This is a genomic window from Maribacter chungangensis (genome assembly GCF_042676845.1).
Taxonomy (GTDB): domain Bacteria; phylum Bacteroidota; class Bacteroidia; order Flavobacteriales; family Flavobacteriaceae; genus Maribacter; species Maribacter chungangensis.
On sequence record NZ_JBHTHY010000003.1, the window covers coordinates 1,466,633 to 1,468,521 of the forward strand.

Below are 1,889 nucleotides of genomic sequence, written 5' to 3' on the forward strand. Positions count from 1 at the left end.
ACAGTAAAGGAGTTGAACTTGGAAACTAAAACTGAGGTTGCTAGATTATACAAGTTCAAAAATGCTAGAGTAACTAAGGCATTATCTTTTACTACAAAAAGAAACAAGGCTAAGATGGCTTAATTATTTTATTTATTTAAAAACAACTATCGCTACTTTTTCTTCACCATAATACAAAACTCCAATTGTAGAAGTTTTCGGAAAAGGAAAGTAGAAATCAAGCTTTTTCTTTTTGTACATTCCCGGTCTAAAATAGAGTATTTGAGTATCCGATTTGCCCCATGCGCTAAAAGTCATTGGGATTTCAATGGTTTCGTAACCTTTAAAATCATAAAAATGAAAGGAATCTGGTACGGAATTGTCATTTTCAACCTCTGGGTGTTTTATTTGTAGGGGTTGCGTTGCTAATCTTGGAAAGCTTAATTCTTGTAATGCCATTCTATGAGCTACGTCTGCTGGTCTAATGCGGAGCTTATTTGTTTCATCTACCAAAGAAAATTTATTAATGTCGAATAGGGCATAGTCTCCATTGGAAGTGGCCATACGTAGCTTTATATGTACGGTATTAAACTCATTCGACTTTAAACGCATTGTAGTAGACCTATTAAAAACATCGGCGATGTTAGTGCGTATTATTTCTATATAGTATTTATCTTTTTCTATCATAAAGCGTTGCCCTGAAACCAAATATGAGGACAGAAAAAAAAATAGAATACAGTTATTTAATTTTCCTAAGGTAGCTGACATTAACGTATGCTTAATTTCTACTTTCTTTTGAATGTTTGAGTAAGTGATTTAAAAACTGCCATATTTTTTTCGTAGTCCTCCTCTGATGAGCCAAAAAGAATATAATACTGCTTGTCCGAAAAAAGTATGACCTGGTAAAGTTCCAATACCTTTCCTAATTCGTCCGGTTTACTTTCGGCTATAATCTCAAATCCGTCTAGGCCATCAATGCGAATGGGTACTGTACTTTTTATACTTTCGATCGTGATAGGATTTTGCCGTAACCGGTTTTCGGAGAACGCTTTTTTATCCGGAATTTCCATTTCGGAAAATGATTTGGCAACAATGAACGCTGCTTTGTCGGTAGCCGTTCCCGGGATTTGTCCTTCCCTATTGAACAATAAACTATTTGCTACACTTGCTGCAAAGACCATATCGGTGCCCGTTAGAGCGATTTCAAAGTCGGCACTCTCCAAAGGGTCGACACTTTTGGAGGTATCGTAAATACTGCTTAATACGGCCGATTTGATAGCTTCTCCAAGTGCTGCATCGTCTTCTTTTTGATAGGTGCCGTTGATCAGTATGCTTTCCGTTTCCGAACCAAAAGCCAAGGTATACTTGTGATACGTATTTCCGTACGCAGCTTGTTCGCCTTTGATGAGTATCGCGGGAATACCGTTTAGTATCAATTCTTCTTTCTGTAATAAATCCATTCCCTGGGTTTTTAGTCCCTCTGGGGTAAATGCCTTTGCAATTTCAGAAAAAGGAGCAGGGAGGTCTACTACCATAATACTGGCACCGGAGCTATCCTGTTGAAATCCGGCGAAGTTGGTGGCCACTGAGAAATCTACTGGCGGTACCAAACTGATTTTAGTGTTTTGAACCACAACATGGGCTGCCGTAGTTTCATTTGCAATGTTCTGTTGTCCGTATAAACTGAAGCTCAGGAGTAGGGCTACATAAATGAATACCGCTTTTTTCATGTAAGGTTGATTTTTATGCTAATTTAAAACATATAAATGGGTCCTTAGGCCTTGTTTTGCGAATTGCTTTTTAATCAGAACAGTGTTTTTTCTTTAAGAGATGGAGTAACCCTACCGTTTAACGACCTCTTTTTTCGATGAGGTGTTTTTAGGCTTTGTGCAGTTCACCGAGCGAATTCT

At 37.9% G+C, this 1,889-nt stretch carries 2 protein-coding genes; both read right to left on the minus strand.

The annotated features are described in order from the left end of the window. Nucleotides 1-132: 132 nt before the first annotated feature. The gene (locus ACFQZJ_RS06225; protein ID WP_379933088.1) at nucleotides 133-747 is read right to left on the minus strand and encodes a hypothetical protein; all 615 of its coding nucleotides are present in this window, start codon (nucleotides 745-747) and stop codon (nucleotides 133-135) included. A 17-nt stretch (nucleotides 748-764) separates the two neighbouring features. Continuing rightward, nucleotides 765-1,709 (minus strand): hypothetical protein, encoded by a 945-nt coding sequence (locus tag ACFQZJ_RS06230; protein WP_379933090.1) that lies wholly within the window; start codon nucleotides 1,707-1,709, stop codon nucleotides 765-767. Between the last annotated feature and the right edge of the window lie 180 nt (nucleotides 1,710-1,889).